General features: G+C 62.0%; 17 protein-coding genes and 1 pseudogene (1 of these 18 running past the window's edge). 7 read left to right on the forward strand and 11 right to left on the reverse strand.

Going from position 1 to position 19,478, the window contains the following annotated elements:
• Positions 1-84: 84 nt before the first annotated feature.
• Together glyS and glyQ are read right to left on the reverse strand one after the other, a co-directional pair.
• Positions 85-2,154 (reverse strand): glycine--tRNA ligase subunit beta, encoded by a 2,070-nt coding sequence (gene glyS / locus E5E97_RS04795; protein WP_171279935.1) that lies wholly within the window; start codon positions 2,152-2,154, stop codon positions 85-87.
• A 9-nt stretch (positions 2,155-2,163) separates the two neighbouring features.
• Positions 2,164-3,087 carry a glycine--tRNA ligase subunit alpha gene (gene glyQ, locus E5E97_RS04800; RefSeq protein WP_005339464.1) on the reverse strand — a complete coding sequence of 308 codons (924 nt, stop codon included), beginning with the start codon at positions 3,085-3,087 and terminating at the stop codon, positions 2,164-2,166.
• Positions 3,088-3,296: 209 nt separating this feature from the next.
• Here glyQ and E5E97_RS04805 point away from each other — a divergent pair, with 209 nt between their 5' ends.
• Complete coding sequence (locus E5E97_RS04805) at positions 3,297-3,878, forward strand: DNA-3-methyladenine glycosylase I (protein ID WP_045790933.1); 582 nt, start codon at positions 3,297-3,299, stop codon at positions 3,876-3,878.
• A gap of 62 nt (positions 3,879-3,940) precedes the next feature.
• Here E5E97_RS04805 and E5E97_RS04810 read toward each other — a convergent pair whose 3' ends face one another.
• Positions 3,941-4,501 carry a cysteine hydrolase family protein gene (locus E5E97_RS04810; protein WP_118882160.1) on the reverse strand — a complete coding sequence of 187 codons (561 nt, stop codon included), beginning with the start codon at positions 4,499-4,501 and terminating at the stop codon, positions 3,941-3,943.
• A 257-nt stretch (positions 4,502-4,758) separates the two neighbouring features.
• Here E5E97_RS04810 and E5E97_RS04815 point away from each other — a divergent pair, with 257 nt between their 5' ends.
• The gene (locus tag E5E97_RS04815; protein WP_029305236.1) at positions 4,759-5,415 is read left to right on the forward strand and encodes an OmpA family lipoprotein; all 657 of its coding nucleotides are present in this window, start codon (positions 4,759-4,761) and stop codon (positions 5,413-5,415) included.
• 74 nt (positions 5,416-5,489) lie between these two features.
• On the opposite strand, the gene E5E97_RS04820 is transcribed toward E5E97_RS04815, so the two are convergent.
• Positions 5,490-5,837 carry a RidA family protein gene (locus E5E97_RS04820; protein ID WP_016348988.1) on the reverse strand — a complete coding sequence of 116 codons (348 nt, stop codon included), beginning with the start codon at positions 5,835-5,837 and terminating at the stop codon, positions 5,490-5,492.
• A gap of 21 nt (positions 5,838-5,858) precedes the next feature.
• Complete coding sequence (gene tusA, locus E5E97_RS04825; protein WP_005307416.1) at positions 5,859-6,104, reverse strand: sulfurtransferase TusA; 246 nt, start codon at positions 6,102-6,104, stop codon at positions 5,859-5,861.
• A gap of 171 nt (positions 6,105-6,275) precedes the next feature.
• On the opposite strand from tusA, the gene E5E97_RS04830 reads away from it, so the two are divergent.
• Positions 6,276-6,467: a hypothetical protein gene (locus E5E97_RS04830; protein ID WP_005307420.1), complete on the forward strand. Its 192-nt coding sequence runs from the start codon at positions 6,276-6,278 to the stop codon at positions 6,465-6,467.
• A gap of 72 nt (positions 6,468-6,539) precedes the next feature.
• Here E5E97_RS04830 and E5E97_RS04835 read toward each other — a convergent pair whose 3' ends face one another.
• From E5E97_RS04835 to E5E97_RS04860, 6 genes and pseudogenes are all read right to left on the reverse strand, one after another.
• The gene (locus E5E97_RS04835) at positions 6,540-7,778 is read right to left on the reverse strand and encodes an ABC transporter substrate-binding protein (RefSeq protein WP_101616248.1); all 1,239 of its coding nucleotides are present in this window, start codon (positions 7,776-7,778) and stop codon (positions 6,540-6,542) included.
• A 4-nt stretch (positions 7,779-7,782) separates the two neighbouring features.
• Positions 7,783-9,227 (reverse strand): annotated as a pseudogene (locus E5E97_RS04840) (ATP-binding protein).
• A 51-nt stretch (positions 9,228-9,278) separates the two neighbouring features.
• Entirely contained in the window at positions 9,279-10,001 is a 723-nt protein-coding gene (locus E5E97_RS04845) for a response regulator (RefSeq protein ID WP_016348992.1), read from the reverse strand.
• Positions 10,002-10,325: 324 nt separating this feature from the next.
• Entirely contained in the window at positions 10,326-11,510 is a 1,185-nt protein-coding gene (fadA, locus tag E5E97_RS04850; protein ID WP_200885425.1) for an acetyl-CoA C-acyltransferase FadA, read from the reverse strand.
• Positions 11,511-13,658 (reverse strand): fatty acid oxidation complex subunit alpha FadB, encoded by a 2,148-nt coding sequence (gene fadB / locus E5E97_RS04855; RefSeq protein ID WP_118882159.1) that lies wholly within the window; start codon positions 13,656-13,658, stop codon positions 11,511-11,513.
• A 202-nt stretch (positions 13,659-13,860) separates the two neighbouring features.
• The gene (locus E5E97_RS04860; RefSeq protein WP_118882158.1) at positions 13,861-15,798 is read right to left on the reverse strand and encodes an acetoacetate--CoA ligase; all 1,938 of its coding nucleotides are present in this window, start codon (positions 15,796-15,798) and stop codon (positions 13,861-13,863) included.
• 190 nt (positions 15,799-15,988) lie between these two features.
• On the opposite strand from E5E97_RS04860, the gene pepQ reads away from it, so the two are divergent.
• The 4 genes in view from pepQ to hemG are tightly spaced (at most 36 nt apart) and all read left to right on the forward strand, a layout consistent with a single transcriptional unit that may run on beyond the window.
• Complete coding sequence (pepQ, locus tag E5E97_RS04865) at positions 15,989-17,311, forward strand: Xaa-Pro dipeptidase (protein ID WP_011704167.1); 1,323 nt, start codon at positions 15,989-15,991, stop codon at positions 17,309-17,311.
• On the forward strand, positions 17,311-17,928 hold the full coding sequence (locus tag E5E97_RS04870; RefSeq protein ID WP_118882157.1) for a YigZ family protein: 618 nt from the start codon (positions 17,311-17,313) through the stop codon (positions 17,926-17,928). The genes pepQ and E5E97_RS04870 overlap by 1 nt, the downstream gene beginning before the upstream one ends.
• 36 nt (positions 17,929-17,964) lie before the next feature.
• Positions 17,965-19,422, forward strand: coding sequence for a TrkH family potassium uptake protein (locus E5E97_RS04875; RefSeq protein WP_011704169.1), 1,458 nt, complete (start codon positions 17,965-17,967; stop codon positions 19,420-19,422).
• A 7-nt stretch (positions 19,423-19,429) separates the two neighbouring features.
• Positions 19,430-19,478 carry the 5' end (the start) of a menaquinone-dependent protoporphyrinogen IX dehydrogenase gene (hemG, locus tag E5E97_RS04880; RefSeq protein ID WP_039213354.1) on the forward strand. It continues 476 nt past the right edge of the window, so 49 of the gene's 525 nt are visible here — the first part of the coding sequence; the start codon lies at positions 19,430-19,432; its stop codon lies beyond the right edge, outside the window.

Here is a 19,478-nt window from a genome sequence, read left to right on the forward strand (position 1 = left end):
TCCTCATTACAGATTATGTCGGTATTCTAAACAAAAAACGGCGCCTTAACGGCGCCGTTTTTTATATCACTGACTCAACCAAGATCACTGCAGCAGGGAGATATCCGCGACTTGCAGGAACAGGTTGCGCAGGTTGTTCAGCAGTGCCAAACGGTTGGCCTTGAGGGCCTCGTCGTCTGCCATCACCATGACTTCGTTGAAGAAGGTGTCGACCGGCTCGCGCAGGGCGGCCAGACGGGTGAGGGCAGTCTGATAGTCACCGGCGGCGAACAGCGGGGCCAGTTCGGATTGCAGTTCAGCAACCTGGGTGGCCAGCGCCTTCTCGGCGGCATCGACCAGCAGTTCCGGTTTGACGGCAGTCGGCAGTTCGCCTTCGACCTTGGCCAGAATGTTGCTCACGCGCTTGTTGGCGGCAGCCAGTGCCAGTGCGGCATCCAGAGTGCGGAAGTGGCTGACGGCCTTGACGCGACGATCGAAGTCGAGCGGACGGGTCGGGCGGCGGGCCAGTACGGCCAGCACCACGTCGGCACCGATGCCTTCGTCCTGATAGGCGGCGCGGAAGCGGCCCAGCATAAAGTCGACCACGTCGGTGACGACGGTCTTGTTGGTCAGCTTGTCGCCGTAGACGCGTACCGCTTCTTCAACCAGTTCAACCAGATCCAGATCCAGCTGCTTCTCGGTCATGATGCGCAGGGCACCGATGGCAGCGCGACGCAGGGCGAACGGGTCTTTGTCACCCTTCGGCAGCATGCCGATGCCGAAGATACCGGCCAGGGTGTCGAACTTGTCGGCCAGCGCAACGGCGCAGGCAACCAGACCGGACGGCAGGGCATCGCCGGCAAAGCGCGGCATGTACTGCTCGTTGAGGGCCACGGCAACCGCTTCGTCTTCGCCATCGTGACGGGCGTAGTGCATCCCCATGACACCCTGGGTGTCGGTGAACTCGCCGACCATGTTGGTCATGAGATCACACTTGGAGAGCAGACCGGCACGCTTGGCCTGAGCCACGTCGGCGCCGATACGCTCGGCGATAAAGCCTGCGACGGTCTCGATGCGTTCGACCTTGGCCTTGACGGTGCCCAGCTGTTGCTGGAACAGCACGGTTTCAAGGCGCGGCAGGCGGGAGGCCAGAGTCTGCTTGAGGTCGGTCTTGAAGAAGAACTCGGCATCAGAGAGACGGGGGCGAACCACCTTCTCGTTGCCGCTGATGATCTGGCTCGGGTCTTTGGACTCGATGTTGGTGACGAAGATGAACTTCGGCAGCAGCTTGCCGTTCTTGTCGTAGACCGGGAAGTACTTCTGGTCACCCTTCATGGTGTGCACCAGCGCTTCAGCCGGCACGGCCAGGAACTTCTCTTCGAAGTTGGCGGTCAGCACCACCGGCCACTCGACCAGTGCGGTGACCTCTTCCAGCAGGGCGTCGTCCAGATCGGCCACGCCACCGAAGGCGGCAGCGGCCGCTTCGACGTCAGCCTTGATCTTGGCCTTGCGGGCCATGAAGTCGGCAATCACCATGCCGCGCTCCTGCAGGATCTGCGGGTACTGGCTGGCATTGTCGAGGGTGAACTCGCTCTCGCCCATAAAGCGGTGGCCGCGAAGGATGCGGGCAGAGTCGATACCCAGAATGTGGGCGGGCACCAGCTCGCCATCCAGCAGCAGGGTCACGGTGAAGACCGGACGCACGAACTGGATGGTCTTGTCGCCCCAGCGCATCATCTTCGGGATGGGCAGCTTGGCCAGTGCGGAGGCGACCAGTTCGCCCAGCAATTCTTTGGCCGGACGGCCTTCGACCTTGGCGGTGTGAACCAGCCACTCGCCCTTGTCGGTGACCAGACGCTCGGCCTGCTCAACGGTGATGCCGTTGCCACGGGCCCAGCCTTCGGCAGCCTTGGTCGGCTTGCCTTCGGCATCGAACGCCTGAGATACGGCCGGGCCGCGCTTCTCGACGCTCTTGCTCGGCTGTTCGCCGGCCAGCGCGTGCACCTTCAGCGCCAGACGGCGCGGTGAGGCAAACCACTCGACGTCGCCGAAGGCCAGATCGGCCTTGGTCAGTTCGGCTTTGAAGTTGTCGGCAAAGGCTTCGGCCAGGGAGCGCAGGGCTTTGGGCGGCAGCTCAGCAGTACCGATCTCTACCAGAAATGTATGTTGTGCCATGTCCGTTCCTTAACCTTGCTTGTTCTCACTGCGCTGACACATAGGGAAGCCCAGCGCTTCGCGGGAGGCGTAGTATGCCTCTGCCACGGCCTTGGTCAGGGTGCGAATGCGCAGGATGTAGCGCTGACGCTCAGTGACCGAGATGGCCTTGCGGGCATCCAGCAGGTTGAAGGAGTGAGCGGCCTTGAGGATGCGCTCGTAGGCAGGCAGCGGCAGCGGTTTTTCCAGTGCCAGCAGATTCTGGGCTTCCTTCTCGTACTGCTCGAAGCAGTGGAACAGGAACTCCACATCGGCGTGTTCGAAGTTGTAGGTGGATTGCTCCACTTCGTTCTGGTGGAACACGTCGCCATAGGTGGTCTTGCCCAGCGGGCCGTCAGACCAGACCAGATCGTAGACGCTGTCGACGCCCTGGATGTACATGGCCAGACGCTCGAGACCATAGGTGATCTCGCCGGTGACCGGCTTGCACTCGAGGCCGCCAACCTGCTGGAAGTAGGTGAACTGGGTCACTTCCATGCCGTTCAGCCACACTTCCCAGCCCAGGCCCCATGCCCCTAAGGTCGGGTTTTCCCAGTTGTCTTCCACGAAGCGGATGTCGTGGATCTCGGGATCCATACCCAGCTCTTTCAGGGAGCCCAGATAGAGTTCCTGAATGTTGTCGGGGGAAGGCTTGATGATCACCTGGAACTGGTAGTAGTGCTGCAGGCGGTTCGGGTTTTCACCGTAGCGGCCGTCAGTCGGACGGCGGGACGGTTGCACGTAGGCGCAGGCGATGGGCTCCGGGCCCAGGGCACGCAGACAGGTCATGGGGTGAGAAGTACCGGCACCCACTTCCATATCCAGCGGCTGAATGATGGTACAGCCCTGGCGGGACCAATAGTCCTGCAGCTGCAGGATCAGGCCCTGAAAGGTTTTGACATCGAATTTTTGCATAATTTTTTTCGCGCGAAATGAAATCAGAGCAAGATTTGCTGAATGTGAACCGAAGGAGTATACCGTCTGGCATGGTCGGATAATAGGCGAAATTACAGCGGATTAATGTGATGGCGCTGCGCCGGGCCTGGGCGGGAGGGGTTGTCGGCACTCCCAGACCCGGGTTGGCATCGACCCCGGGGATTGGATGAAATGACAGGAGAGAGGGAATGGAGTTGCGTTGCGCCTGGGTGACCAAGGACCCGGAATACATCGAATACCATGACAAACAGTGGGGAAGGCCGGTCCATGATTCGCGCGAGCTGTTTGCCAAGCTCTGCCTCGACGGCCAGCAGGCGGGGCTGTCGTGGATCACCATACTGAAACGCACCGAGAGCTACCATCGCGCCTATGCGGATTTTGATCCGGTGCGCATCGCGCAGTTCGACGAGCAGGATGTGGAGCGGCTGATGCAAGACACCGGCATTATCCGCAACCGGCTCAAGGTGCAGTCGATCATCAAAAATGCCCGCGCCTATCTGGCGCTGGAGGCCGAAGGCATCGACTTTGTCGATTATCTGTGGGGCTTCGTGGGCGGCGCCCCCATCGTCAACCAGCGCCAGGGCAACGGCGACATTCCGGCGACCTCCGCGGAGTCGGATGCCATGTCCAGGGCGCTCAAGAAACGCGGCTTCACCTTCGTCGGCAGCACCATCTGCTACGCCTTCATGCAGGCAGTGGGGATGGTGAACGATCATCTGGTGACCTGCCCCTGCCACGCCGAGTGCCAGCAGGAGCCTGCGCGCCAATAAACCGGGCGCAAGGCAAAAGAGAAGGGAGGCTGATGCCTCCCTCTTGCATCTTGAGCCCAGCATTATCCGGGCTGAAGGGTGTGAGTCAGCACCTCGCACACCTCGTCGCTGCTCATCAGCTGGACGAAGGGGCCGGCCAGGGTGGCGTTGTGGTGAGCGATGATCTGGGTTGCGGCAAGTGTCTGGGTATCCATGCAGGTGTGGGCATCGCTGACCAGAACCACGGAGTAACCGAGATCCGCTGCCGCCCGGCAGGTGGTATCTATGCAGTACTGGGTCTTCATGCCGGTGACGAGCAGGGTCTGTACCCCGCGCTGCTTCAGCCAACTATCGAGGGCTGTGCCGTGAAAGGCACTTGGTCGCTGTTTGTCGAACACGAGGTCGGCAGCGGTCACGGCCAGCTCGGGCACCAGTTGCCAGAGGGGGCTGCCCGCAGCGATGGGGCTACCGGTCGGGCCTGTGTGGCGTACCGCCAGTACGGGGATGCCGGCACTATGGGCGGCATCGGCAAGCCGGTTGATGTTGGCCAGTAGCTGTGGGCCGGCATGGGGCGCCTCCGGGCCATGCAGCAGGCCGACCTGCATGTCGATGATGAGCAGGGCGGAATGGGCGAGTGAAGACATGGGCTGGCTCCGTTGTGGGGGAGCCCCACTCTGGCGGTAATGTCACCGGGTCGGCAACCCGCATCTGGGGGGCGTGGGCCTATGTGTTGTTCGCGCTGACCGTGAAACGTCAGCGAGGTTCGGGGCGCATTCCTCTGCTCGAGCGGCAGCCATGCGTGGCAGATGGGGGATCTGCATCGACAGCGTCACACCTTGGCACAGCTCTGGGGTAGAATGCGCCCTCTTTGGATTTGAGTCGGTTTTTTTAGAGGTTTTTCATGCATTTCAAGACACTTGTTCCCGCCGTTGCCCTGCTCGTAGCCCTGACCGGCTGTACCACCAACCCCTACACTGGGGAATCCCAGACCTCCAAGGGCGCCTGGGGCGCGCTGGCTGGCGCGGCCACTGGCGCCGCCGTGGGCGCGCTCTCCTCCAGCAAGGGTGACCGCAAGAAAGGGATCCTGACCGGCGTGGCCGCCGGCGCCGCGCTGGGCGGCGGTATCGGCTACTACATGGACGTGCAGGAAGCCAAGCTGCGCGAGAAGCTGCAAGGCACCGGCGTCAGCGTGACCCGCAACGGTGACCAGCTGATCCTCAACATGCCGAACAACGTCACTTTCGACAGCTCCAGCGCCCAGCTGAAAGCGGCCGGTGCCAACACTCTGTCCGGCGTGGCCATGGTGGTCGGTGAGTTCGACAAGACCCGCCTGAACGTGGTCGGTCACACTGACAGCACTGGTTCTCGCGAGCTCAACATGAAGCTCTCCGCCCAGCGCGCCGATGCCGTCGCCGCCCAGTTGATCGGCCAGGGTGTGACCGGCAGCCGTATCTCCACCAGCGGCGTTGGCCCGGATCAGCCGGTAGCCACCAACAGCACCGCCGAAGGCAAGGCCCAGAACCGTCGGGTGACCATCACCCTGACCCCGATCGCCTAAGCGGTCCGGTTCGCAGCCATGAAAAAGGCCCCGCCAGCGATGGCGGGGCCTTTTGCTATCCGGCGTTGCGGGGTTTAGACGGCGGCAGTCAGCTGCACTTCGACCTTGTAGCCTTCGTGGGCCAGGCGGGCCTGTACGCAGGCGCGGACCGGTGCTGTGCCCGCCGGGATCCAGGCATCCCACTGCTCGTTGAAGGCCGCGATGTCAGCTATGTCCTTGAGATAGATGTTGGCCATCAGGATCTTGTCGACGCCGGAGCCGTTGGCTTCCAGCAGGCGCTGCAGGCTTTCCAGCACTTCACGGGTCTGCTGGTGAATATCGGCGGTGTCGGTGGCGGGCACTTCCACCACGTAGAGGGTGCCGTTGTGAATGACCACGTCAGACCAACGCTGGGTGGTGCCGATTCGGGTAATGGCTGGCATGGATTGCTCCGGTGTTGGGGCTTACTGACCCTTGCGGATCAGATAGCGGTAAGGGGCCTGCTCTGTCTCGCTGGCGACCAGGGTGTGATCCATGAAGCGGCAGAAACTGGGGATGTCGCGGGTGGTTGAGGGGTCGTCGGCACTGACCAGCAGGGTCTCCCCGTCAGCCATCAACCGCACTTTTTTACGAACCATCATCACTGGCTCGGGGCAACGAAGCCCGATTGCGTCCAACTCGTGAGTCGCGTCGCAGAATAAAGCACTCATCAATAATCAACCTTCAACCAAATCAGCTGCCAATGATACTCACGGCGAAAAAATAATCAAACCACTCCGGCAACTGGCAGCATATGTAACCAAAGTGTTATCTGGGCCTACCCACTCCCCGCCGTATGAGTAATATAAAAATTGAACCATATTCAACAAGGAGGTGTGAATATGCAGGTCTCCTACGGCAGATTACAAGCCTACGCAGGCATGGGGTTCTTGTCTTTCGCCATGATAGTGATGGGCAGCCCGATCGGTAACACCGGCACCTGGTTCGGTTCCATGGTGATGATCGGACTGGGGCTCTGGATCGAGCTCAGCGATTACTACGACGAGGATGAGGACGAAAACGATCAATCCTGACCCCAATACTTTCACAACGACAAAGGCGGATATTTCATCCGCCTTTGTCGTTTCTGGCCGCCGCGAAAAGCGTCAGCGGGTCGAGCGCATGGCCCGCTCCAGATGCAGCGCAGTCTGCTGCGGGTTGGCTCTGGGGTCGTTGAAGAAGTTGCTCAGCACATCCATGATCGCCTGGCGCATGTTGGTCGGCGTCGCCATCCCCTCAGCCATGCTGGGCAGCAGGTTGCCCTCCCGCTCCGCCAGCAGAAAATCCTGATAGGAGCGGATGGCGCAGCGGTCGAACTTGCTCATGTCCGGCTTGGTCAGCGCCGGGATCGAGCCCTTCACCCGGTTGAACTCCTGCTGGAAGCGCGGCGTCATCAGCAACTGGGCCAGCTCGCCCTGGGCCTGCAACTGGGCGGGATCCCGCTGCTTGAACATGGCGATGGAGTCGAGGTTGTAGCTGAACAGGTTGGCACTGCCAGGGCTTGGCAGGCACTCGATATCCTCACCGGGCCGGTAGTTGCCGGCGCTCAGTTCGCCCTTCACCCAGTCCCCCATGATCTGCATGGCGGCGCCGCCGCTCTCCAGCAGGTTGGTGGCCTGGTGCCACTTCAGGCCGGCGTATTTCTCCGGCACATAGCCGCGCAGTTGCTGAAAGCGGGTCAGCACCCGCACCATGTCGGGGCCGGTCAGGGTGGCGCTGTCCTGCTCCACGAAGGCTTTGCGGTAGAACGCCTTGCCCCCTTCGCCGAGTGCCACCGTTTCGAACAGCACCGCCAGCTGCCAGGGCTCGTTGCCGATGGCGAGCGGGGTGATCCCTTGCTGCTTGAGCCGATCGGCCACGGTCACGAACTGGGCCCAGCTGGTGGGCGGAGTCAGCTTGTTGCGCTCGAAGATCTTGCGGTTGAGCCACAGCCAGTTGACTCGGTGGATGCCGGTCGGCACCGCCATCAGGGCACCGTTCTGGCTGAGGGTCTCCCGCACCATGGGCGGCAGCTGGGGATACCAGCCGAGGTGTTCGGCCATGGGGGTGAGGTCGCGCAGGAAGCCGAGTCCGGCCCACTCCCGCAACTCGAACCCCTTGAGGTGGGCCGCCTCCGGCGGATTGGCCGCCAGTGCCCGGCTTTTCAGCACCGTCATGGCGCTCTTGCCGCCGCCCCCCTGCACCGCGAAGTCGTTCCACTGATTGCCTTGCTCGGTCCACTCGGACTTGAGCACTTCCACCGCCCTGGCTTCGCCGCCGGAGGTCCACCAGTGCAGTACCTCCACCTGGGAGGCGTCTACAGGCAGGGAGAGCAGGGCGATGACAGAAAAAGACAACCACTTCATAAGGTTACTGCCTTGGTAGGGAGAGGGTGGCCTGCAGGCCGCCCTGCGGACGATTTTCCAGCACCAGATCGCCGCCGTGGGCGTGGGCTATATTGCGGGCAATGCCCAGACCCAGACCGGTGCCGGCCAGATCCGTGCTGAGCCGGTAATAGGGCTCGAAGATGCGTTCGAACTGATCCTCCGGCAGGCCGGGGCCCTCGTCCATGATGAACAGGATCAGCATCTCCTCGTCGTCCATGATGATGATGCGCACCCGTTGGCCGTATTTGATGCCGTTGTCCACCAGGTTGCCGATGCAGCGCTTGAGGGCCAGCGGTTTGCCGCGGTAGGGCTGCTTGCAGTGGCCTTCGATGGTCAGTCGCTCGTCGTGCAGGTTCATGGCTTCCGCCATCTGCTCCAGCATGGCGTCGATGTCGAGCTGCTCGATGTTCTCGTGGATGTCGGTGTCTTTCACCGTCTGCAGCGCCCCCTTCACCATCAGCTCCAGCTCGTCCAGGTCCTTGTTGAACTTGGCGATTTGCTGTTCGTCGTCGAGCAGCTCGACCCGCAGCCGCAGCCGGGTGATGGGGGTCTTGAGGTCGTGGGAAATCGAGCTGAACAGCCGCTCTCTATCGTCGATATAGCGGCGAATGCGGTGCTGCATGATGTTGAAGGCGCGGGTGGCCGCCACGATCTCGGAGGCCCCTCCTCTTTCAGCGAGGGTTGGTCGATGTCCTTGCCGAGGTTGACCGCCGCCTTGGCCAGCCGGCGCAGCGGCCGGGTCTGCCAGCGCACCAGCAGGAAGGTGAAGAAGCAGAGGAACACCGTCATCAGGGCGATGAAGCGTACCTGGTTGCTCGGCATCACGGTGTCGTCGAGCGTCATGTAGGGGGCCGGCAGCAGGGCCGCCAGATAGAGCCACTCGCCCGGCTCTATCTCGATCTGGGTCACCAGCACAGGGGGATTGATCGGCTCCAGCGACAGGGTGTAGCGGGCCCAGGAGGAGGGCAGATCCGCCAGCAGGGTGTCGTTGTTGAAGACGTGCAGCTCTTCGGGGCGCGAGAAATCCACCTTGATCGCCATGGCGTCGGAGAGCTTGCGGGTCAGCACCCCCTGCACTTCTTTGAGCACCAGCGTCTTGCGCTCGCTGTCGGGGATGGCGCTGATGTGGATCTCCTCTTCGTTCAGCGACACGAAGAAGCGGCTGCCGCCCATGTTGCGCAGCTGGTCCAGCGCGATGTGGCGGTACTGCAGCGGCAGAGATTTGAAGAAGTTGACGGTGGAGGCGGCTGACAGCGCCAGGTTGCGGGTAGTGCTGAGCATGCCTTCCAGCTCCCGCTTCTGGATCTGCTGCATCCAGATGCCGGTGAGGATGGTCTGGGAGAGCAGGATCGCCAGCAGCAACAGCAGCAGCATCCGCGACAGCAGGGAACGGGGCACCAGCGCCCGCCAGAACCACCTGGTATTCATGGGATCTCTCGCCTTGTGTCGATCAGCATGCCGTCGCTACCTTGCTGGCTCTCATGGGATCTCGTGCACCTCGGCGATCAGCATGTAGCCACTGCCGCGAATGGTCTTGATGATGCGCGGGCTCTTGCCGTTGTCACCCAGCTTCTGGCGCAAGCGGCTGATCTGCACGTCGATACCGCGCTCCATCGGCAGGCTCTCGCGACCGCGGGTGGCATCCGAGATGGTATCCCGGTCCAGCACCACGCCGGGCTGTTGCAGGAACATGCCGAGCAGCAGCGCATCGCTGCCGGAGAGATCCAGCAGGCTGCCGTCCTCGTGGGTCAGCTGGTGGCTCAGGGTATCCAGAGTCCACTCGGCGAAGCGCAGCCGGCGGCTCGGCTCTTTCTCTTTCTCCGGCTGGCGGAATTCGGCGCGGCGCAGTAGCGCCTTGATGCGGGCCTGCAGTTCGCGCGGGCTGAACGGCTTGGCGATGTAGTCATCGGCTCCGAGTTCGAGGCCGATCACCCGGTCCGCTTCGTCGGAGGCGGCGGTCAGCATGATGATGGGCACCTGGGAGTCGCGACGGATCTGCTGGCAGAGGGTAAAGCCGTCGTCACCCGGCATCATGATATCGAGAATGATGAGGTCCGGGTTGTGCTGGGCGAGCTGCTTGCGCATCTCGTTGCCCTCCGCTGCGGTCAATACCTCGAAGCCGGCCCTGGTCAGGTATTCGTTGAGCAGCTCGCGGATCTCTTGGTCGTCGTCGACGATCAGCAGTTGTTTGCTCGTTGACATATGTATGTGCATCCACCCATTTTTTTGTGCAGATTGAACCTGTCAGGGGCGCAAAAAGCAAGCAAGCCCCCCATCTAATGTGAGGTTATGGGCAATATCCTCCCATATCCTGCCGTGCAAATAAAAAAGGCCGACCCAAACGGGCCGGCCAATACGCAGATTCCGACGGCAGAAGTGCACCCCGTGTGGCGCACTCCACAGACTCGATGACGGGCCGGGCAGACCGACCCCAAAACCGGTGACAGGAGCCCGCTTCGCCGGGAAGCAGGAGCGGGCTCCTCTCTGTCATACAGCCCCCGACCGGCGAACCGGCCAGGGCGCTACTTACACTCGTTCGAACACGGTGGCGATGCCCTGACCCAGGCCGATGCACATGGTGGCAACCCCCAGGGTGGCATCCTTCTCTTCCATCAGGTTGAGCAGGGTGGTGGAGATGCGGGCGCCGGAGCAGCCGAGCGGGTGACCTAGGGCGATGGCGCCGCCGTTCAGGTTCACCTTCTCATCCACCACGTCTTGCAGACCCAGATCCTTCACGCAGGGCAGGGACTGGGCGGCAAACGCCTCGTTCAGCTCGAACAGGTCGATGTCGCCGATGGTCAGGCCGGCCCGCTTGAGCGCCTTCTGGGTGGCCGGTACCGGGCCGTAACCCATGATGGCGGCATCGCAGCCGGCGACGGCCATGGCACGTACCTTGGCACGCGGGGTGAGGCCGAGCGCCTTGGCGCGGTCCGCACTCATTACCAGCATGGCGGCGGCGCCATCGGACAGGGCCGACGAGGTGCCGGCGGTGACGGTACCGTTGACCGGGTCGAACACCGGGCGCAGCTGGCTCAGGGTTTCAACCGTGGTCTCGGGGCGGATCACCTCGTCATAGTCGTAGAAGAAGCGGGCGCCGCTGGCGTCATGGCCTTCCAGCCCGACTATCTCCTTGGCGAAACGCCCTTCCACGGTGGCGGCGTGAGCGCGGCGGTGGGAGCGGGCGGCAAACTCGTCCTGCTGCTGACGACTGATGCCGTGCAGCTTGCCGAGCATCTCGGCGGTCAGCCCCATCATGCCGGAGGCTTTCGCCACCGACTTGGCCATGCCGGGGTGGAAGTCCACCCCGTGGCTCATCGGTACGTGGCCCATGTGCTCGACCCCGCCGATGATGAAGATATCCCCATCACCCACCTGGATGGCGCGAGAGGCATCGTGCAGCGCCTGCATGCTGGAGCCGCACAGGCGGTTGACGGTGACCGCCCCCACCTGCTTGGGAATGCCGGCCAGCAGTGCGGCGTTGCGGGCGATGTTGAAGCCCTGCTCCAGGGTCTGCTGTACGCAGCCCCAGTAGATATCCTCGATCTCGTTCGGATCGAGGTTGGGGTTGCGCAGCAGGATGGATTTCATCAGGTGTGCGGACAAGTCTTCTGCACGCACGTTGCGGAAGGCGCCGCCCTTGGACCGGCCCATCGGGGTCCGGATACAGTCGACAATGACTACGTCTTTCATGAATGGATCTCCTTTCCGCAATCAGTAGAAGGTTTTGCCCTGGGCGGCCATCTCACGCAGCTTGTCGCTGACGCGGTAGAGCGGGCCCAAGTCGGCATACTGGTCGGCCATGGCCACGTAGCGATCCAGACCGATAGTGTCCAGATAGCGGAACACGCCGCCGCGGAAGGGAGGGAAGCCCAGACCGTAGACCAGCGCGATGTCGGCTTCGGCTGGCGTGGCGACTATGCCCTCTTCCAGACAGAGCACCACCTCGTTGATCATCGGGATCATCATGCGAGCGATGATGGCGTCCTTGTCGAAATCCTGTTTCGGCTTGGCGATGGGGGCCAGCAGCTCGTAGCTGGCGGCGTCGGCCACCTTCTTCGGCTTGCCCTTCTTGTCCTGCTCGTAGGCGTAGAAACCCTTGCCGTTCTTCTGACCGAAGCGGCTCACTTCGTACATCACGTCGATGGCGGTGCGACCTTCCTTGCTCATGCGTGCCGGGAAGCCCTGCGCCATCACGTCACCGGCGTGGTGGCCGGTGTCGATGCCGACCACGTCCAGCAGGTAGGCGGGGCCCATCGGCCAGCCAAACTCCTTCTCCATCACCTTGTCGACGGCGGCGAAGTCGGCGCCATCGGCGACCAGCTTGTTGAAGCCGAAGAAGTAGGGGAACAGCACGCGGTTGACGAAGAAGCCAGGGCAGTCGTTGACCACCACCGGGGACTTGCCCATGGCGGCGGCGTAGGCTACCACGCGGTTGATGGTTTCATCGGAGGTCTGCTCGCCGCGGATGATCTCTACCAGCGGCATGCGGTGCACCGGGTTGAAGAAGTGCATGCCGCAGAAGTTTTGCGGGCGCTTCAGCCCCTTGGCCAGCAGGGAGATGGGAATGGTGGAGGTGTTGCTGGCGAGCACGGCGTCTTCGCCGATGATCCCTTCCACTTCGCCCAGCACGGCGGCCTTCACTTTCGGGTTTTCGACCACGGCTTCGACCACCACATCCACATGCTTGACATTGTCATAGCTGAGGGTCGGGGTGATGGCGGAGAGCACCTGGCCCATCTTGATACCGTCGATGCGGCCCTTTTCGAGCTGGCCGTTGAGCAGCTTGGTGGCCTCATTCATGCCAAGTGCCAGCGCCTTCTCGTTGATGTCCTTCATCACTGCCGGGATGCCCTTGCTGGCAGACTGGTAGGCGATGCCGCCCCCCATGATGCCGGCACCCAGTACGGCGGCGTGGCTAGTGGCCTTAGCTGCCTGCTTGGCCGCTTTCTTGGCCAGCGCCTTGATATGTTGATCGTTGAGGAAGATACCGACCAGCGCCTTGGCGACATCGGTCTTGGCCAGCTTGATGAAGCCTTGCGCCTCGACGGCCAGCGCCTCGTCACGGCTCATACCGGCAGCGGCTTCGACGGTTTTTACTGCCGTCATCGGCGCCGGGTAATGTTTGCCCGCCACGGCGGCAACCATGCCGGCGGCGGTGGTGAAGCTCATCATGGCTTCCAGTTTGGAGAGGCGCAGCGGGGCCTTCTTGGCGGCGCGGCGGCCCTGCCAGTCCAGCTTGCCTTTGATCGCGTCCTTGATCATCTGCACCGCAGCGCTCTGCAGCGCCTCTGGCGCGACCACGGCGTCGATGGCACCCACCTTGAGGGCGTCATCGGCACGGTAATCCTTGCCGGTGGTGATCCACTCCAGCGCGTTGTCGGCGCCGATCACCCGCGGCAGACGGACGGTGCCGCCAAAGCCCGGCATGATGCCGAGCTTGGTCTCGGGCAGGCCAATCTTGGCGCTGGTGTCAGCCAGCCGGAAGTCGGTGGAGAGAATGGTCTCACAGCCGCCGCCCAGGGCGTGGCCCTTGATGGCACAGAGGGTGGGCACCGGCAGATCTTCGATGGCGCTGAAGATGTCGTTGGCTTTTTTCAGCCAGCCGAGCAGATCAGCCTGCGGCAGATCGAACAGTTCCAGGAATTCGGTAATGTCGGCGCCGACGATGAAGGCGTCTTTGCCGGAGGTGAGGATCAGACCTTTTAGTTCACGTTCTTGTTGTAATGCGGCGATCGCTTCGCTCAGGGAGAGCAGGGTAGCGCGATCCAGCTTGTTGACTGAACCCGGAGCATCGAACCTCAGCTCGGCAATGCCGTCTTCGAGGTAGCTGACCGTCAGGGTTTCGCCTTGGTAGATCATGAGAGTGTCTCCTTGTTCCCACATGGTGGGGGGTGGTGCTCCTTTATCCCCAGCAGGGGGCGAGGCTCACTATTGATCCAAAAGAAGACAATTTCAACACCTATTTAAAACATTCGTTTAACAGATCTCGAGTAAAAGCTCGCCTCAGATTAACAACCAAAATAAAGGCGTCTGATGACGCCTTTATTAACCTTGTGTGGCCTCAGCTGGCCAACTCGGGCCGGTTGCGATACTGGCTCAGCACCTCGGGATCGGCGAGCGCGTGGGTGTTGTTGACAGGCCGGTTGTGCACCACTTCCCGCACCGCCAGCTCCACGATTTTGCCGGACTTGGTGCGCGGAATGGCGTCCACCTGCAGAATGCGGGCCGGCACGTGACGGGCAGTGCAGTGCAGGCGCACCTGCTGGCGGATGCGCTCGCGCAGCGCTTCGTCCAGCATGAGGCCTGGCTTGAGCTTGACGAACAGCACCACCCGCTCGTCCTGTTGCCACTGCTGGCCGATGACGATGCTCTCTTCTACTTCCTCCAGCTGTTCGACATAGCGGTAAATCTCGCTGGTGCCGATGCGCACGCCGCCCGGGTTGAGGGTGGCATCGGAGCGACCGTAGAACAGGATGCCGCCGGTCGGGGTCAGCTCGATCCAGTCGCCGTGACACCAGACGTTGTCGAACCGTTCGAAATAGGCGGCGTGGTACTTGTCGCCGCTGTCGTCCCCCCAAAAGCCAATGGGTTGGGCGGGGAAGGGTTTGGTACAGACCAGTTCGCCCTTTTCCCCCTGCACTGGCTGACCCGCTTCGTTGAATACCTGTACCGCGAGGCCGAGGCCGCGTCCCTGGCTCTCGCCGCGGTAGACGGGGCTGATGGGATTGCCGATGACGAAGCAGGAGCAGATGTCGGTGCCACCTGAGATGGAGCACAGTTGTACATCTGTTTTGATCTGCTGATAGACGTAGTCGAACCCCTCCGGCGACAGCACGGAGCCGGTGCTGCAGATCAGCCGCAACTGTGGCAGCTGGTGGGTCTTGATGGGGGCATAGCCCTGCTTGTGCAGCGCATCTAGGTATTTGGCCGAGGTGCCGAACAGAGCGACCTCTTCGTCGCGGGCGAGATCCCACAACACATTGCCGTCCGGGTAGAAGGGGGAGCCATCGTAGAGCACCAGAGTCGCGCCGGAGGCGAGCGCGCTCACCAGCCAGTTCCACATCATCCAGCCGCAGGTGGTGAAGTAGAAGATGCGCTCCCCCGGCTTGATGTCGCAGTGCAGCTGATGTTCTTTCAGATGTTGCAGCAGGGTGCCGCCGATGCCGTGGACGATGCACTTGGGCTTGCCGGTGGTGCCGGACGAATAGAGGATGTAGAGCGGGTCATTGAAGGCCATGGGCTCGAACTGCAGGCCGGCGTCCGGCTGGCCGGCCAGGATCTGGCACCAGTCGTGGCCCAGCTGCAGGGGATGGCCGAGCAAGGGGATCATGACTGTCTGCTCTATGCTGTCGATCTGGCCGACGACCCCCGCCACTTTGTCCTGAATGTCGATGGCCTTGCCGTTGTAGCGATAGCCATCCACCGCAAACAGCACCCGCGGCCGGGTCTGGCCGAAGCGCTCCACCACGCTGGCTTCGCCAAAATCGGGGCTGGTGGAGGTCCAGATCGCCCCCAGACTGGTGGTCGCCAGCATGGCCACCACGGTTTGCGGGATATTGGGCAGGTAGGCCGCCACTACGTCGCCCCGGCCGATGCCCTGGCCACGTAGCCACTGGGCCAGCCTGGCGACCTGATCCGCCAGTTCGCGCCAGCTCAAGGTCTGACTGGGGCCCCCTTCGATACGGGAGATGATGGCCGGTGTGTCATCCTGGCGGCGCAGCAGGTTTTCGGCGAAGTTGAGCCGGCTGTCGGGGAACCAGCGGGTGCGCTGCATCTCCTGGCGGTTCTCCGCCACTATGTTGCCGAGCTCGCCCTTGACGCCGCAGTGCTGCCACACCAGCGGCCAGAAACGGGTTGTCTTCTCCACCGACCACTGGTAGAGCTGGGCGTAGCTGTGCAGCTGCAGGCCGTGGAAGCGGTTGACCTCGGCCATGAAGTGCTGGAGGTTGGATTGCTGAATCCGCTCCTGATCCGGTTGCCACAGGCAAAGGTTGTGCATGAGTAGTCCCTGACTGCATGTATCTACCGGCAGTGTATTGAATTGTTTTTTATTTGTTAATGGTTGGTTTTTGTTTCATAACAAAAGCCTTGTAACGTATGCGTTACCTCACGAAGCGATTGCTTGACGGTTCGAGCCTTGATTCGCTTGATGTTATGCTGAAACCACATTTCTCCCGGAGCAGGACGCCATGAGCAGCTACAGCCAACTTTTTGCCCAGCACCTCGACACCTTGCAGCAGCGCACCCGCGACATACTGCAACAGCAGGGACTGAGCGGTCTGGCCATCCACTCCGGCCAGACCCACCGCATCTTCCTCGATGATCAGGATTACCCCTTCAAGGTGAACCCCCAGTTCAAGGCCTGGTTGCCGGTGCTGGACAATCCCCACTGCTGGTTGCTGGTGGACGGTGTGAACAAGCCGGTGCTGCTGTTCTACCGGCCGGTGGATTTCTGGCACAAGGTGGCGGAGCTGCCTAACGCCTTCTGGGTCGACTTCTTCGATATACGCTTCCTGACCCGCCCGGAGCAGGTTGCCGATCACCTGCCGGCCAACAAGCAGGAGTGGGCCTATCTGGGCGGCCACCTGGAGGTGGCCGAGCTGCTGGGGCTGGGCCAGCCCAATCCGGAGGCGGTGCTCAACTATCTGCATTATCATCGCGCCTACAAGACGGCCTACGAGCTGGAATGCCTGCGCGATGCCAACCGCATCGGGGTGCGCGGCCACATTGCGGCCAAGGACTCCTTCATGGCGGGGGCGAGCGAGTTCGAGATCAACCTGGCCTACATGAAGGCGGTCGGGCAGGGGGCCAATGAGGCGCCCTACGGCAATATCGTCGCCATCAACCGCAATGCGGCCATCCTGCACTACACCCATCTCTCCGCTCAGCGGGTGCCCGATGCGGAGCGGTACTCCTTCCTCATCGATGCCGGCGTGGATGTGCACGGCTATGCCTCCGATATCACCCGGACCTGGGCCTGGCGCCGCGGTGAGTTTGCCGATCTGATTGCGGCGCTGGATGCCCAGCAGCAGGAGATCATCGAGGAGATCAAGCCGGGTCGCCGTTACAGCGAGCTGCATCTGCAGATGCACCACAGGCTGGCGCGCTTGCTGCAAGCCACCGAGCTGGTAGACATGTCAGTGGACGAGATGATCCATACCGGGGTGACCAACGTCTTCTTCCCCCACGGTCTCGGCCACTTCCTCGGCCTGCAGGTACACGATGCCGGCGGCTTCATGCAGGATGAGCGCGGTACCCACCTGTCGGCCCCCGAACAGTTCCCCTACCTGCGCTGCACCCGGGTAATGGAAGTGGGCCAGGTGTTCACCATCGAGCCGGGTCTCTACTTCATTGACAGCCTGCTGGAGCCGCTGCGCCTCGGTGAACAGGGCAAGCGGGTCAACTGGAACAAGGTCGAGGCGCTGCGCCCCTATGGCGGCATCCGCATCGAAGACAACGTGGTGCTGCACGCCAACGGGGTGGAAAACCTGACCAGACAAGCAGGGCTCTGATGGCGGCAGACTATTCCATACCGGCCGCACCGCTGGAGGTGAGTGAGGAGATCAAGAAGAGCCGCTTCATCACTTATATTGCCCACACGCCGACCGTAGAGGCTGCCAAAGCCTGGATCGGCGAGATAAAACAGCAACATCCCGGGGCCCGGCATCACTGCTGGGCCTTTGTTGCCGGTGCCCCGCAGGACAGTCAGGTGTACGGTTTCAGCGATGACGGCGAGCCCTCGGGCACCGCCGGCAAGCCCATGTTGACCCAGTTGATGGGGGCCGGTTTCGGGGAGATTGCCGCCGTGGTGGTGCGCTATTACGGCGGGGTACTGTTGGGCACCGGGGGCCTGGTCAAGGCCTATGGCGGTGGCGTGGGCGCCGCCCTCAAGCTGCTCGAAACCCGTATCAAGCGCCAGCAGGCGGCCTCCCTCATCCAGTGCGACTATACCGACATGGGAGCGGTGGAAGCGCTGATCCAGGCGCATCAGGGTCAGTTGCTGGCGGCCGATTACGGCGCCAGCGTCACCCTGCAGGTGGCGTGGGAAGCCGCTGTTTGGAGCAGAATCGCACAGGAATTGACCGACCGAACCCAGGGTCGGGTATCCCTTCGTCCCTTAGATGGCTAGAATCCATCGCTCTTTTAGTCTGAAGAGGGAGCCGGAATGCAGATTCTGAGCATCATTCGTATCGTTGGCCTGCTGGTCGCGCTGTTCAGTTCGACCATGTTGCTGCCCGCGCTGGTCGCCTTTGGCTATCGTGATGGCGGCGGTGCCGAGTTCGTCAACTCCTTCTTCATCGCCCTGCTGCTCGGCGCTGCGCTCTGGTTTCCTAACCGCCATCAGAAGAAAGATCTCAGATCCAAGGAAGGCTTTCTCATCGTCGTGCTGTTCTGGGTGGTGCTGGGCAGTGTGGGGGCCTTGCCGTTCCTGCTGGGAGAGGTGCCCGGCATGACGGTATCGGAGGCCTTCTTTGAGTCGTTTTCCGGCCTGACCACCACGGGAGCGACCGTGCTCACCGGGCTGGACAACCTGCCTAAGGCGTTTCTGTTCTATCGCCAGCTGCTGCAGTGGCTGGGGGGCATGGGGATCATCGTGCTGGCGGTGGCCATACTGCCGCTGCTCGGCATCGGGGGCATGCAGCTCTATCGCGCCGAAATTCCGGGGCCGGTCAAGGACAACAAGGTCACCCCGCGCATCGCCGAGACGGCCAAGGCGCTCTGGTTCATCTATCTGCTGCTCACCTCCCTCTGCGCCCTGGCCTACTGGATGGCGGGCATGACCCTGTTCGATGCCATCTGCCACTCCTTCTCCACCCTGTCGGTGGGCGGCTTCTCGACCCACGACGCCAGCATCGGCTTTTTCAACAGCCCGGCCATCAACCTGATTACTGTGGTGTTTCTGCTGCTGGCGAGTGTCAACTTTGCCCTGCACTTCATGGTGTTCGCCCACAAGCCGGTGCGGCTGAGCAACTATCTGCGCGACTCCGAGCTGAAGGTGTTTCTGAGTATCCAGTGCGTGCTGGTGCTGATCTGCTTCGTTTCCCTCTTGTTTCACGGCCATTACGCCACCTGGCAGGAGGCGCTCAACCACGGTCTGTTCCAGGCTGTGTCGCTGGGCACGACCACCGGCTACAGCACGACCAGCTATGCGGAGTGGCCCTCCTTTCTGCCCATGCTGCTGATGTTCTCCGCCTTCATCGGCTGCTGCGCTGGCAGTACCGGGGGCGGCATCAAGGTGATGCGCTTCATGATCCTGTTCCTGCAGGGGATGCGCGAACTGAAGCGGCTGGTGCACCCGCGCGCCATCTATACCCTCAAACTGGGTCGTCGTGCCGTGCCTGAACGGATCGTGGAAGCGGTGTGGGGCTACTTTGCCACCTACATCATCCTGTTCTTCATCTTTATGCTGTTGCTGCTGATGACCGGCTTGAACGAGGTGACTGCTTTCTCCGCCGTGGCGGCGGCGTTCACCAACGTGGGGCCTGGGCTGGGCGAGGTGTCGGCCAACTTCGGCAAGATCTCGGCAACGGCGCAATGGATACTGGTGGTCGCCATGCTGTTTGGCCGATTGGAAATCTTCACTCTTCTGGTACTGTTTACCCCTGCATTCTGGCGTAGTTGAGGTTGGTATGGACAAGATTCTGGTGCTTTATTCTTCCCGTGACGGGCAAACACGAA

It is taken from the genome of Aeromonas sp. 2692-1 (assembly GCF_013085505.1).
GTDB lineage: Bacteria > Pseudomonadota > Gammaproteobacteria > Enterobacterales > Aeromonadaceae > Aeromonas > Aeromonas hydrophila.